This is a genomic window from Helicobacter sp. WB40 (assembly GCF_027859275.1).
In the GTDB taxonomy this organism is placed as follows: domain Bacteria; phylum Campylobacterota; class Campylobacteria; order Campylobacterales; family Helicobacteraceae; genus Helicobacter_D; species Helicobacter_D ibis.
The window spans coordinates 120,842-134,544 of the sequence record NZ_JAQHXS010000006.1 but is presented as its reverse complement, the minus strand read 5'-3'; the positions used below and the strand labels follow the sequence as shown (position 1 = coordinate 134,544).

Genomic DNA, 13,703 nt, shown 5'->3' with positions numbered 1-13,703 from the left:
TAAAGTATCACCATCGTAAATACTGACTACATAAATATCCTTACAAAAAGAAAAAGAAACAAGATATATTATTAGGATAATCTTATAAAAAACCATAAGAGTAACTATCAGTCAAGATAAACTTATAAATTAATAACAAAATTAAGCTACTTTTTAAATCAAAAGTAATAATCTAATGTTCAACTAAAAAATAAGGAGGAAATTATGTTTTTTAGGATAATGTTAGGAGTTGTATTAATGCTTACAATGGGAGTTTCTGCATTTGCTAAGCCAAATGTAGTAATATTAGCCACAGGTGGAACAATAGCAGGAGAAGCTAAAAGTGAATTAGCAACAACAGGCTATAAAGCTGGTAGTCTTGGTGTAGATGTGCTAATTAATGCTGTGCCAGATTTGGTAAATATCGCAAATATAAGTGGAGAGCAAATTGCAAATATAGATAGCTCAAATATGACTGATGAAATTTGGCTAAAACTAGCAAATAGAATAAACACTTTACTAAAAGATTCAAAAGTAGATGGAATTGTAATTACTCATGGAACTGATACTATGGAAGAGACTGCTTATTTTCTAAATTTAGTAGTAAAGAGTAATAAACCAGTTGTTCTTGTAGGTGCTATGAGACCAGCAACTGCTATAAGTGCTGATGGACCTAAGAATCTATACAATGCAGTTGCACTTGCTAGTTCAAAAGAAGCAAAAGACAAAGGCGTAATGATAGCCATGAATGATAAAGTGTATTCTGCAAGAGAAGTTACAAAAACTCATACTTTAAATGTAGAGACATTTAAAGCACCAAATAGTGGAGAGATAGCATACATAGTTGATGGTAAAGTATTTTTTAATTCAAATAGCATAAAACTACATACTAAAAAATCTCCATTTGATATAAAGGGTTTAAAAGCTTTACCAAAAGTTGATATTGTATATACATACTCAAATGATGGTTCAAAAGTTGCAGTTGAAGCATTCTTAAATTCTGGTTCAAAAGGGATTGTAGTAGCTGGTAGCGGTGCTGGAAGCATACATGAAAACCAAAAGAATTATCTAATAGAACTACTAAAAGATAAAAAAATAGTAGTAGCAAAAAGTAGTAGAGTTGGTTCTGGTTTAGTGCCTCTAAGTGCTGAAGAAGTAGAACAAGGATTTGTTAGTGCAAACAATCTAAACCCACAAAAAGCAAGGGTCCTTTTAATGTTGGCACTAACGAAAACAACAGATCCAAAAGAAATCAATAAGATTTTTGAACAATATTAATGAATAACTATAATGCCCTATATCTCCAACTAGCTAAAACCAAGTGGGGGGGGGGGGCAAAATATAATAAGAGATGGAATCTCTTTTAATGTTGCAGATTCAATAATAAGATATAAAAATGAAGTCATAAAATGGCTAAACTCAGATGATTTTAAAGAATATGAGAATCTAAAATATCCACCACTAATAAATCCAAGTACCATAAACTATAAAACGCTAAATGCAAGTGATGCATATTTTCTAAATATACCACTGCCAAATTATTTTAACTTTATATGCTTTGGAAGTCATGGCGTAGGATTTACCGCATTAAAATATTTTTTAAAATTATGTGATTGCATAGAAATAGATAGCTATCAGATTGACAATTCCTATCATACATATGTAGCACTATACAATCAGTTAATACACTTTAATAACAAACAAGCAAACAATAAAACTTGCTATATCTCACTTAGGAATCTAATAACAGATTCTGATAAAATTTACCATTTGATACCAAAGAGCAAAGCCTTAAGCCTAATATCAGACCCAATAAACATGCTAAAGACATATCTAAACAACAAAACACAAAACAAAAATTTTAAAACGATAAATCTAACTTATAATCCAAAAATGATAGCTCAAAATATTATTAAATACGGATTTATAAATGATTTACAGGAATCTCCAAACACAAATTTAGCTCCATTTTGGATTTTTTATCGTTTTATGACATTTCATGATAGCCTATTAGAAAATCATCTAAAAGTTGATACACACTATGTAGATGTGAGCCAAATTACAGGAAGAAAGACATTTAATACAATAAAAGCATTAGCAGAAAAGTTTAAATTCAATCCACCAAAAGAACAAGACAAAAATGAATTTTGCAAAAAAATCTCAATTTACAATGGATTTTTACCAATAAACATAATGTTACACCAAAATGACTTAGAGCTAATCAAACAATATGGATTTTGTAATAATTCTAATAGCTTAAACAACAAAGACCTAATTTGCATACAACTAACCACAAAATTTGAACTTCAAGCAGATATGATTGATATTACAAATGCTCTTTCTCTAAATTTAGGTGATATTGTAATTGCTATAGATCATAATAATTATAATTTGCTTGCAAATAATGTTCTATTAGCTACACAAGCTAGTAACTATATAAGAATCTTAGCTAGAGAAATAGAAAATCAATTGGACATAGAAAATAAAAAAAGAATAGATGTAAAGCATATTTTAGAATACCTAAAAAGTAATAAAGAAATTAAAGATGTATTTTACAAAACTATAAAATCGCATATAAAAAATATAGAAAACACCCAACCAAAGATGATAGATTCTTGGAAAGAATACAATAAATTCTTAAAATTAACTTCTCATTAAGTCTTTCATTGAATCTATAGGATTCTTTCCATCTAATATAAATGCAACCTCACTTGCAATAGGTGTGTAAATATTATGCTTTTTTGATAGATTCTCTATCTCTCTAGCACTATATACACCCTCTGCTACTTCGCCTAAAGCTTCTAGCATTTCTCCTAATGGTTTATTCTCTGCCAATCCTAAACCAACTCTAAAATTCCTAGACAATGTAGAGCTAGCAGTCAAAAATAAATCACCTGCACCAGAAAGCCCTAGAAATGTATCACTCTTCGCCCCAAAGAACTCACCAAACCGACTCATCTCAACCAAACCACGCGAAAGTAAAGAAGCCCTAGCATTAGCACCTAATTTCAAACCTTCAACGATACCACTTGCAATAGCAACTACATTTTTATAAGCTCCACATATCTCCCCACCAATTATGTCTGTAACTGCATAAGGTTTTATAAAATTAGGAAACAAAGATAGCCATTTTTTTGAATCTTCTATATCTTTAGAGTGTATATTTAATGCACAGGGAAGCCCTTCTCTGACCTCTTTTGCAAAACTGGGACCAGCTAGAAAGCTAACATGTGCATTTGGATAATATTTATCAAAAATATCACTCACAAAAAGTCCATTATAGATTCCTTTAGAAGCAACTAAGATTTTTGAATCTTGTGGAAGAGGATTGCTTGATAACCATGAATCTAAAGCAGAAGTAGCAATTGCAACGACAAACATATCGCTCTTTTGTGCTTGTTTCAAGTTTATTTGTGATTCTAAATTTAGATTTCTCCTTGAAACTATGTAACATTGATTGTTTGTACCAAAAGCATAATGCAATGCTAATCCCCAAGCTCCGCCACCAAAGACACTTATTTTTGCCATATAAATCCTTAAAGTTAATGCTCTAATTTTAATAAAAATATACTAAAATCTCACTTCTAATCTAAAACTAAAGAGATTCCCATGTCCATATTAAGCTTAAAAGACAGATTAAACAACCTAAATCTATCTCCAGTATTTGGAGTGATAATAAAAGTCGAACAAGGATTCTTGTTAGCAAATGGGTTATCTCCAAGAATTGGAGATATTGTAAAAATAGTAAATGAATATGGAAGCTCCATGGGAATGGTAACAAGCTTAGAAGAAAATAGCTTTAAAATTACACCTTTTTCATTTGTTGAAGGAACCAAGGTTGGAGATAAGGTCTATTTAAATACAAAAGGTTTGCAAATACCTGTTGGACCCCAGATTCTAGGTAGGGTTATAAACCCACTAGGCGAACCAATAGATGGTAAAGGTGAATTAAGGACTGAAGCGTCAATGCCAATAATACGACCACCTATTGCAGCAATGAAGCGTGGAATGATAGATGAAGTCTTTAGCGTTGGGGTTAAAAGTATAGATGGGCTTCTAACTTGTGGCAAAGGGCAAAAGCTAGGAATCTTTGCAGGAAGCGGAGTTGGTAAATCAACTCTAATGGGAATGATAGTAAGAGGAGCACAAGCAAAAATTAAAGTAGTAGCACTAATTGGAGAGAGAGGTAGAGAAGTCCCAGAATTTGTAGAAAAAAATCTAGGAGGAGATCTAACTGATACAGTACTTATTGTAGCTACAAGTGATGATTCACCTTTGATGCGTAAATATGGTGCATTTGCCGCTATGAGTGTTGCAGAATATTTCAAAGCAAAAGGCGAAGATGTTTTATTTATCATGGATTCTGTTACACGATTTGCTATGGCACAAAGAGAGATTGGGCTAGCATTAGGAGAACCACCAACAAGCAAGGGTTATCCACCTTCTGTGCTAACACTTCTTCCACAACTAATGGAAAGAGCAGGAAAGGAAGAAGGTCATGGCTCAATTACAGCGTATTTTACGGTGCTTGTAGAGGGTGATGATATGAGCGATCCTATAGCAGATCAAAGCAGAAGTATTTTAGATGGACATATCGTGCTTGATAGAAGCCTTACAGACTTTGGAATTTATCCACCTATAAATGTGCTAAACTCTGCTTCAAGACTTATGGGAGATGTAGCAAACAAAGAACACATTGAAGCTGCAAGAAAATTTAGAAGACTATATTCTATGCTAAAAGAAAATGAGGTATTAATAAGAATTGGAGCATATCAAAGCGGGAATGATAAAGAACTAGATGAAGCTATAAGTAAAAAAGAAGGAATGGAAAATTTCCTAAAACAAAATAATGATGAATCTATAAGCTATGAAGATAGTGTAAATATGTTAATAGAGTTAATGAAATAAAATTTCTTACAAATTTTTAAGTTATTATTTGTATAATTGACCGATAAAAATTATTATTTAAGGAGATACTCATGGCTGGTTACATAGAGCTTACAGAAGAAAATTATGATGAAACCATAAAAGATGGTGTTGTGTTGGTTGATTTTTGGGCACCTTGGTGCGGTCCGTGCAGAATGATAGCACCCGTAATAGATAAACTTGCTCAAGATTATGCTGGTAAGGCTAAAATTTGCAAAGTAAATACTGATGAACATCAAGATTTAGCTTCAAAATTTGGAATAAGATCAATCCCTACTATATACTTCTATAAAGATGGACAAAAAATAGATGAAATGATTGGTGCATCTTCAGAGCAAGATCTAAAAAATAAACTTGACGATCTAATCTAAATAAAGGAGGCTGGGATATGAAGAAATGTTGTCCCGGCTTTCCTATTGCTTTTATTATTGTTTTTGCAATAATGATTTTTCTTTATTATAGATACTCTTTTTTATCTGTTTCGCATATTAACTTTTCTATAGATTCATTTTATGCAAGCAAGAATGACAAATTAGAACTATTTATCCCAAAGGATAAGAGTTATAATTTGTGCTTTTATAGCTCATATATAGAATCTTATAAGGATTTTTTGGCAAAAAACTTGCAATCTAATAATGCCAATATACTAGCAATTGACTTTTATCAGTTAGCAAACAATGATGATAATAGAATTGTTGATTTGAAAATAAGCACGAATCTAATGTTAAAACTAATTTTTGAGTTCGACATAAAAGATATGCCAAAATGCTTCAATATAGAGGCAAATGCAGATAATAAGATGATTTATAAAAGTTACAAAAATGATGGATTTTATAAATTGATAAACTTTAGAAAGGAATGACAATGCTTGATTTAGCGATAATTGGTGGAGGTCCAGCTGGTCTTAGTGCTGGTTTGTATGCGACAAGAGGCGGCTTAAAAGAAGTTGTAATGTTTGAAAAAGGAATGCCCGGAGGACAAATTACTTCAAGTAGTGAATTAGAAAACTATCCCGGTGTAGCTGAAGTAAAAAGTGGATTTGACTTCATGATACCTTGGCAGGAGCAATGTTTTAGATTCGGGCTAAAACACGAAATGAAAGAAGTAAAAAGAGTAGAAAGAAAAGATAAACATTTTGTTGTAATATTCAATGATGATAGTAGTGTTGAGGCAAAATCTGTAATTGTAGCAACAGGTGGTAGCCCTAAGAGGTCTGGAATTAATGGTGAAGATACATATTGGGGAAAAGGTGTTAGCTCTTGTGCAACTTGCGATGGATTCTTCTATAAAAATAAAGAAGTTGCCGTTCTAGGCGGTGGTGATACTGCATTAGAAGAATCCATACATCTAGCTAAAATATGCTCAAAAGTAACCCTAATACATAGAAGAAACGAATTTAGAGCATCTCCTGTAACGGTTGAGAGACTAAAAAAAGAATCTAAAATTGAAGTATTAACTCCTTATGAAATTACCGAAATATGCGGAGATAATAGTGGTGTTAATGGGCTAAAAATAAAAAATTTAGAAAATGGAAATCAAAGCGAATTAAGCATAGCAGGAATCTTTGTTCTAATTGGCTATAATATCAATAATTCTGTATTGCAACAAACAGATGGAAGTATGCTATGCGAAGTAAATCAATATGGCAACGCTAAGGTTAATCTAAAAATGGAAACAAATGTTCCTGGATTATTTATAGCTGGTGATTTAAGAGAAGATTCACCAAAACAAGTGGTATGTGCCGCTTCTGATGGTGCTATTGCTGCACTTAGCGTATTAGAATATATTGAGCATACAAAATAGGAGGTATATATGTTAAAAATTGGTGTTTTTGGTGCTGGTGGTAGAGTTGGCAAGCTTGTTGCCGAACTCTCTTCTAATAGAGATGATGTAAAACTAGAAGTAGTATATGCCAGAAAAGAGCTTGACTTCTCAGTAAAACCTGAAACTCTAATTACTAGCGATTTAAATGTGCTATTAGATAGTTGTGAAGTCGTAATAGACTTCACAACACCAGAAGGCACAAACAAATTACTAGAAGTAGCACTAAATAGACCAAAGCCAATGGTAATAGGCACAACCGGCTTAGAAGAAAACCATAAACATTTAATTAAAGAAGCCTCCCAAAAAATGCCTATTTTATGTGCTACTAATATGTCATTTAGCGTGGCTATTTTAAACAAAGTAGCAAGTTTGGTAGCACATGCACTAAGAGACTATGACATAGAAATAGTAGAAACTCATCACAAGCATAAAGTCGATTCTCCAAGTGGAACTGCACTAAAACTTGCTTCCAGCTGTGCAAAGGCTAGGAATTTATCATTAGATAAAGTCATGGTAAATGGTAGAAGCGGAAGAATTGGTGAAAGAAATAAAGATGAAATAGGCGTTATGGCTCTAAGAGGTGGAGATGTTGCTGGGATTCATAGTGTTAATTTCTATGGAGATGGAGAATATTTAGAATTAAAACACACAGCAACTTCAAGAAATATTTTTGCAATAGGTGCAATAAAGGCTGCAATTTGGCTAAAAAATCAACCAAATGGGCTATATAGCATTGACGATTCTTTAGATATATAGGTGTTGTAAGTGAGTGATCTAAATTACAAATCATGGAATGAAGAATGTGCAGTAGTTGGTGTTTATAACATACAAGACGCCTCAAATATAGCTTATTACTCTCTATTTGCAATGCAACATAGAGGACAAGAAGCAAGCGGAATTTCTACAAGTGATAATAAAAAGCTTTTTATCACAAAAAACAAAGGTTTGGTAACTGAAGTATTTAACAAAGAAATTCTATGTAACCTTAAAGGGAATAATGCAATAGGACACAATAGATATGCTACTGCTGGAGAAGATTCCAGTGCAGATGCACAGCCTGTTTTTGCAAACTATGACTTAGGACAAGTAGCAATAGTTCATAATGGAAACATAACAAATGCAAAAGAAATCAAAGACGAGCTAATAAAAGAAGGTGCTATCTTCCAAAGTCATATGGATACTGAAGTGCTAATCCACCTAATAGCAAAATCAAAACAACAAACACTAACAGATAGATTAAAAGAAACTATACCAAAGCTAAAAGGTGCATTTTGCTTTATTATCCTAAGTAGAACTAAAATGTTTGTAATTAGGGATAGAAACGCATTTAGACCACTAAGCTTGGGAGAAATAACAAACAAAGATGGCACTAAAGGATATATAGTTGCTAGTGAGACTTGTGCATTTGATTTAGTTGGTGCAACGCATATAAGAGATGTTGAAGCTGGTGAAATGCTAGTCTTTGATAAACAAAAGATTCAAAGTCATATAATCATGCAAGAAGACCCATATCCTTGCGTGTTTGAGTATGTGTATTTTGCACGACCTGATAGTAAGGTGTTTGGAAGATTAGTATATGATATTAGAAAATCAATGGGAATGGAGTTAGCAAAAGAAAACCCAGTAGATGCAGATATTGTTATACCAGTGCCAGATAGTGGTGTAGCTGCAGCACTTGGATACTCAAAGCAAAGTGGAATACCATTTGAGCTAGGAATAATAAGAAACCATTATGTAGGCAGAACATTTATTGAGCCTACACAAGAAATTAGAGAACTAAAAGTTAGATTAAAATTAAATCCAATAAAAGAAATAATAAAAGATAAAAAAATTATTGTTATTGATGATTCAATAGTAAGAGGCACAACAAGCAAACAAATAGTAAAAATCTTGCGTGATTGTGGAGCAAAAGAAATACATATGAAAATATCATCACCACCTACAATCTCTCCATGCTACTATGGCGTTGATACACCTACTAAATCAGAATTAATAAGTGCCAATATGAGCAATGATGAAGTATGCAAATATATAGGTGCTAATTCTCTGTCTTTTCTGTCATTAGAAGGATTAAAAAACAGCATAGGAGATGGCAACTATAAATTCTGTCAAGCATGCTTTGATGGCAAATACATAGTATAAGGCAATTTATGAAACAAATGCTAACATTTGGTAGATACTGCAAAAGGCGTTTTGGCGAGAGGGTTAGAAAGATTCCTATCGCTCTTGGTGGCTTTACATGCCCTAATATAGATGGTAGTGTAGCTAAGGGTGGTTGCATATTTTGTAAAAATGAAAGCTTCTCCCCTACTTTAGAACATGAGCCAAAATTCTCCATAAAAATGAATCCAAATATGAAGGAAAATCCGCTACTAAACACTCAATTAGAACAACTTCATAGTCAATATAAGTGGCAAAGCGAGTTTCACAAAAACAAATTTGGTGTTTGCAAATATATGATTTATTTTCAATCTTTTACAAACACTTATGCACCATTTGCAACGCTAGAAAAACTCTATACAGAAGCCCTAAAACTACCAAACACAATAGGCATGTCAATAGGCACTAGGACAGATAGTGTGAGTTTGGAATTATTAGATTTTCTAAGTGAATTACAACACAAAAACAAACAAGAAATATGGATAGAGTATGGGATTCAATCAATCTATAACGAAACTTTGGAGCTTATAAATAGAGGTCATAATGCAGATGAGTTTGAATATTGGATAAATGAAACAAAAAAAAGAGGTTTGAAAGTATGCTCTCACATAATATATGGTCTCCCAAATGAAACAAAAGAAATGATGATAAATTCCCTTAAAAAAGTGCTTGAATGGGGAAGTGATGGCATAAAGGTTCATCCATTATATATAATAGAAAAAACTTTACTTGCCAACATGCATAAAGACGGAAAATACAAGCCAATATCACTTGTGGATTATATTAACCTAATAGTAGAAACACTAAAAATAATCCCAACAAATGTTGTAATACACAGGGTAAGTGCTGGAGTTAGGAATGATACTTTAATTGCACCTAAATGGTGTTTTGATAAAAATATACAAATGAGAGCGATAAGAGACGCGTTGCACAAAGCTGGGATAGAATACTAAAGGAATAAATATGAATCTACTTAAAACCAAGCCAACGCTAGATTCTAGTAGTAGTATTTTTGTATGCGTTGATATACAAGAAAAGCTATACAACATAATGCACAAAAAAGAAAAACTACTAAAAAACGCTAATCTTTTGCTTGAAGCTTCAAAGATTCTAAATATAGATAGTATCATTTTAGAACAATACCCAAAAGGACTTGGAAAAAGCGTAGTAAATGTAAATACAAAAGTTATAGAAAAACTATCATTTAGTGCATTTGGTGAATCTCTTTTTTGCAAAGAAATAGAAGCAAAACAAAATATAATATTCTTTGGAATAGAAAGTCATATTTGCATAAGAGAGAGCTCATTAGATGCTAAAGATAGAGGGTTTAATGTGTTTGTAATAGAAGATTCTTGCTCAAGTGTAAATAAAAATAATCACAAAAATGCACTAAAAGAATTATCACTAAAAAATATAACAATTACAAATACACAAAGCATTTTATTTTCATTTTTACTAACTTGCAAAGATGACTGCTTCAAGCAAATTAGTGCATTAATAAAATAGAAAAGTGATATAATAAACAAAAACTAAGGAACTATAATTGCCAAGAACACAACTAGAGAACTCAACTGAAGTAGTAGAAAAACTACAAGAACCAGATAGATACAAAGTTATTTTGCTAAATGACGACTTTACCACGCAAGATTTTGTGATTCATGTATTGCAGACAATTTTTCACAAAAGCTTTGAAGAATCTCTAAACTTAATGTTACAAATACATAATAGCGGTAAGGGAATGTGCGGGATCTACCCTTATGATATAGCAGAAACCAAAGTAGTAGAAGTAAGAAAAATGGCAAAAGAAAAGCAGTTCCCACTAAGAGCAATTTTAGAAAAAATATAGAGAATAAAAATGATAGAAATAAGCAAAGAATTAAATATAGTATTACAAAATGCACAAAATAGTGCAAAAGAGCTAGGACATGAATATCTAACGCTAGAACATATATTTCAAGCCATGCTAAATAATATAAAGGTAAGAAAGATTCTAAGAGATTGTGGTGGAGATGTATCAATAATAAAAAGAGAGATACACAAATACTTAACTCACTATTTACAAAAACAAGATAGCACTAATGCAATGCCAACAGAGACATTAGCCGTTACTAGAGTGATAGAAATAATGATAGGACATGTAAAAGGCTCTCAAAGAAACGAAGCACAAATTAGCGATCTATTAGCAGCAATTCTAGAAGAAGACAAGGCTTTTTGTGCCAAACTACTAAAGTCTCAAGGAATCACACGACTAAATATCTTAGAATATATCACTGAAAATGAAGAAGTAATAAACACCAAAAAACAAGAATCCAAACAAGAAGAAAGTGCCTTAGAGTTATACTGCACGAATCTAAGCCAAGAAGCAAAAGATGGAAAAATAGACAAAATAGTAGGCAGAGATTTCGAGTTAAAAAGGGCATTAGAAGTCCTACTAAGAAAGAAAAAAAATAACCCAATCCTAATAGGTGAGCCCGGAGTTGGCAAGACTGCTATTGTAGAAGGCTTAGCATTAAAACTAAATGATAAAAACAATCCACTACATGGTCATCAAATATATGAGCTAAACATGGGTGCATTAGTATCTGGGACGAAATATAGAGGAGATTTTGAAAAAAGAATAAAAGCCCTAACAGATGAAATACTAGCAAAGGAAAATGTTATTTTATTTATAGATGAAATACATATGATAATAGGTGCTGGTTCAAGCAGTAATGGCAACATGGACGCAAGCAATCTGCTAAAACCAATGCTAGGAAATGGGAAGCTAAGATGTATAGGTGCTACAACTTATGCTGAATATAGAATCATGTTTGATAGGGATAAAGCATTATCTAGGAGATTTGCCAAAATAGATGTAAATGAGCCTAGCAAGGAAGAAGCACTGCTAATTTTAGAAGGCGTTAGAAAATATTATGAAAAATTCCATAGCGTAAGTTACACAACACAAATCCTAAAAGAAGCAATAGAACTATCAAATAAATACATACATGATAGATTCTTGCCAGATAAGGCAATAGACATCATAGATGAAGTTGGTGCTTCATACAAGCTAGAAGGAAAAAGCGGTAGAGTAAGTCTAAGTGCTATTAGAAAAATGATCTCAAAACTAGCCAACATACCTGAAATAGACGCTTCAAAAGATGATAAAAGCTTACTTAAAAATTTAGAAAAAACATTGCAAAGCAGAATCTACGGACAAGATAGTGCAATAAAAGAAATTGTAACTGCAATTAAAAGAAGCAAAGCTGGATTAAATGCACCAAATAGACCTATAGGCTCATTTTTGTTTAGTGGTCCTAGCGGGGTTGGCAAGACAGAGTTAGCAAAAGAGTTAGCAAAAGCAATGGGTATAAACTTCAATAGAATCGATATGAGCGAATATATGGAAAGATACTCAATATCACAACTAATAGGTGCTCCTGCTGGATATGTAGGATATGATAAAGGTGGAATCTTAACAGAGATGATAAAGAAGAATCCACACACTATATTGCTATTAGATGAAATAGAAAAAGCCCACCCTGATGTTTTAAATTTATTCTTACAAGTAATGGATCATGCAAAACTAACTGATAATAATGGCGTTAGTAGCGACTTTTCATCAGTAATTTTAATTATGACTTCAAATGTAGGCTCAAAAGAAGCTCCAACACTAGGATTTACACAAGATAGCTCACTAAAGTTTAACAAAGCAATAAAAGATAATTTCTCACCAGAGTTTAGAAACAGACTTGATGCAATAATTGCATTTAATCCGCTTAGTAAAGATGAGATTTTAAAAATTATTGACAAAAATATCTTGGATTTAAACAATCAAATAAAAAACAAAAATATAACCATACATTTAGATGAAGCTGCTAAAGAATACTTAGCAAATGAAGGATTTAGCGAAGAGCTAGGTGCTAGACCGCTAAATTTAGTAATACAAAGAGATATAAAAAATGTACTAAGTGATTTAATGCTATTTGGAGATTTAAGCAAAGGTGGTGAGATAATTTTTAGCTACAACAAAAAAGAAAATAAACTAATAAATAAAACAAAAAAAACAAAAGCCAAAAAATAATGAATCTAGCTTGGGATTTTGATAGATACAATGCTACTATATATCGTTCTAGTGGATATTTGCATGAGGTAGTAGATATAGATTCAAAACCTTTGGAATCTTTTTTTAATTTAGATAGAGAAATTGAAATACTAAAGAGAAATACAGAATTGTTTTTATTTTGTGATGATGGATTAAATGTATTGTTATGGGGTGCTAGAGGTTGTGGTAAAAGCTCACTTATAAAATCGATATTTAATAAATACCAAAGTCATGGTTTAAAGATATGTCAGATTCTAAAACACGATATAGAAAAGCTACCTGAAATACTGGATTTCTTACGAACCACACAATATAAAATAATAATTTTTTGCGATGATATAAGCTTTGAATCTAGCTCAAAAGAATACAAAATGCTACAAACCATACTAGAAGGAAGTATAGAAAGATTCCCACAAAACATACTAATATATGCCACAACAAACAAAAAACATTTGTCAATTAATGAAAATTCCGATACATATGGCTTTAGTGGAGACGATGAATCTATCTCACTAAGCGATAGATTCCCAATTAAACTTAGCTTCTACTCTTATGGGAGCTTGGAGTTTTTAGAATTAATTTCCCTAAAACTTAAGAGAGATGAATTTGAATCTATAAAACAAAAAGCACTAAATTATGCTGCACAAGTTGGCTCTAAAAGCCCTAGAGTTGCTATGCAATTTTTAGAATTGTATAAAAATAATTTACTTGAATTAATTTAAGGAGTGAT

At 32.1% G+C, this 13,703-nt stretch carries 15 protein-coding genes; 13 read left to right on the top strand and 2 right to left on the bottom strand.

Annotation, left to right across the window (positions count from 1 at the left end):
• Window positions 1–246: 246 nt before the first annotated feature.
• Window positions 247–1,257, top strand: coding sequence for a type II asparaginase (locus PF022_RS06020; protein WP_271021494.1), 1,011 nt, complete (start codon window positions 247–249; stop codon window positions 1,255–1,257).
• 29 nt (window positions 1,258–1,286) lie between these two features.
• Here PF022_RS06020 and PF022_RS06015 read toward each other — a convergent pair whose 3' ends face one another.
• Window positions 1,287–1,460 carry a hypothetical protein gene (locus PF022_RS06015; protein WP_271021334.1) on the bottom strand — a complete coding sequence of 58 codons (174 nt, stop codon included), beginning with the start codon at window positions 1,458–1,460 and terminating at the stop codon, window positions 1,287–1,289.
• 289 nt (window positions 1,461–1,749) lie between these two features.
• Between PF022_RS06015 and PF022_RS06010 the strand changes: the two genes are divergently transcribed.
• Window positions 1,750–2,637, top strand: a complete 888-nt coding sequence (locus tag PF022_RS06010) for a DUF2972 domain-containing protein (RefSeq protein ID WP_271023174.1) — start codon at window positions 1,750–1,752, stop codon at window positions 2,635–2,637.
• Here the strand turns inward: PF022_RS06010 and PF022_RS06005 are convergent.
• Window positions 2,623–3,507, bottom strand: coding sequence for an NAD(P)H-dependent glycerol-3-phosphate dehydrogenase (locus PF022_RS06005; RefSeq protein ID WP_271023173.1), 885 nt, complete (start codon window positions 3,505–3,507; stop codon window positions 2,623–2,625). The two genes, PF022_RS06010 and PF022_RS06005, sit on opposite strands and share 15 nt — an antisense overlap.
• An 81-nt stretch (window positions 3,508–3,588) precedes the next feature.
• Here PF022_RS06005 and fliI point away from each other — a divergent pair, with 81 nt between their 5' ends.
• From fliI to PF022_RS05950, 11 genes are all read left to right on the top strand, one after another.
• Window positions 3,589–4,887, top strand: coding sequence for a flagellar protein export ATPase FliI (gene fliI, locus PF022_RS06000; RefSeq protein ID WP_271023170.1), 1,299 nt, complete (start codon window positions 3,589–3,591; stop codon window positions 4,885–4,887).
• Between the two features lie 71 nt (window positions 4,888–4,958).
• On the top strand, window positions 4,959–5,276 hold the full coding sequence (gene trxA, locus PF022_RS05995) for a thioredoxin (protein WP_271021340.1): 318 nt from the start codon (window positions 4,959–4,961) through the stop codon (window positions 5,274–5,276).
• Window positions 5,277–5,293: 17 nt separating this feature from the next.
• On the top strand, window positions 5,294–5,767 hold the full coding sequence (locus tag PF022_RS05990; protein WP_271021341.1) for a hypothetical protein: 474 nt from the start codon (window positions 5,294–5,296) through the stop codon (window positions 5,765–5,767).
• Window positions 5,768–5,769: 2 nt separating this feature from the next.
• Window positions 5,770–6,708 (top strand): thioredoxin-disulfide reductase, encoded by a 939-nt coding sequence (gene trxB / locus PF022_RS05985; protein WP_271021342.1) that lies wholly within the window; start codon window positions 5,770–5,772, stop codon window positions 6,706–6,708.
• A gap of 9 nt (window positions 6,709–6,717) precedes the next feature.
• Entirely contained in the window at window positions 6,718–7,485 is a 768-nt protein-coding gene (gene dapB, locus PF022_RS05980) for a 4-hydroxy-tetrahydrodipicolinate reductase (protein WP_271021343.1), read from the top strand.
• A 9-nt stretch (window positions 7,486–7,494) separates the two neighbouring features.
• Window positions 7,495–8,871, top strand: a complete 1,377-nt coding sequence (gene purF, locus PF022_RS05975) for an amidophosphoribosyltransferase (RefSeq protein WP_271021344.1) — start codon at window positions 7,495–7,497, stop codon at window positions 8,869–8,871.
• 8 nt (window positions 8,872–8,879) lie between these two features.
• The gene (locus PF022_RS05970) at window positions 8,880–9,842 is read left to right on the top strand and encodes a TIGR01212 family radical SAM protein (protein WP_271021345.1); all 963 of its coding nucleotides are present in this window, start codon (window positions 8,880–8,882) and stop codon (window positions 9,840–9,842) included.
• 10 nt (window positions 9,843–9,852) lie between these two features.
• Window positions 9,853–10,395 (top strand): isochorismatase family protein, encoded by a 543-nt coding sequence (locus tag PF022_RS05965; protein ID WP_271021346.1) that lies wholly within the window; start codon window positions 9,853–9,855, stop codon window positions 10,393–10,395.
• Window positions 10,396–10,432: 37 nt separating this feature from the next.
• Window positions 10,433–10,735 carry an ATP-dependent Clp protease adaptor ClpS gene (locus PF022_RS05960; protein WP_271021347.1) on the top strand — a complete coding sequence of 101 codons (303 nt, stop codon included), beginning with the start codon at window positions 10,433–10,435 and terminating at the stop codon, window positions 10,733–10,735.
• A gap of 9 nt (window positions 10,736–10,744) precedes the next feature.
• Window positions 10,745–12,952, top strand: a complete 2,208-nt coding sequence (locus PF022_RS05955) for an AAA family ATPase (RefSeq protein WP_271023168.1) — start codon at window positions 10,745–10,747, stop codon at window positions 12,950–12,952.
• Window positions 12,952–13,695 (top strand): DUF815 domain-containing protein, encoded by a 744-nt coding sequence (locus PF022_RS05950; protein WP_271021350.1) that lies wholly within the window; start codon window positions 12,952–12,954, stop codon window positions 13,693–13,695. Before PF022_RS05955 ends, PF022_RS05950 begins: the two co-directional genes overlap by 1 nt.
• Window positions 13,696–13,703: the final 8 nt, after the last annotated feature.